Source organism: Mycobacterium sp. IDUB_19, from assembly GCF_055419445.1.
In genome coordinates, this window is sequence record NZ_JBVAXR010000202.1 from 1 (window position 1) to 407 (window position 407).

General features: G+C 68.1%; 1 pseudogene. It reads left to right on the forward strand.

The features are described 5' to 3' along the window. Positions 1–126: pseudogene (locus tag ACZY0B_RS27935) on the forward strand (WXG100 family type VII secretion target); the annotation flags it as partial. Positions 127–407 lie beyond the last annotated feature (281 nt).

Here is a 407-nt window from a genome sequence, read left to right on the forward strand (position 1 = left end):
CATCAGCACTGGGCTCGCGGTGAGGCGATGATGCGCGAGGCATTGGGCCAATTGCGGACCGCGGGCGCGACGGCGCATGACAACTACACCGGCGCCATGTCAACGAATTTGGCGATCTGGTCGTGAGCTGATGGCGGCACTGTCGGGCCGCCCCGGGATGGCCGGCGACGATCCTGCCGTCGTGACCCCACCCGATGCCAGAGGCGTCAACCTGCCCACCGCATCTGCCGGATAGGGTTGATGGCGGCCGCAACACCGGCCACCGGGCGGCACGGCGATCTAGGAGGTGTGGCGATGACATCCTCTGAGTCGGATGAGTCGATCAGCGCCGACCCCGCCGTTCGCGTTGACCTGGAATCCGTGGCCGCCAACGCCAGCGCGGCCCGTGCGCTGGAGGGCTTGCAGGA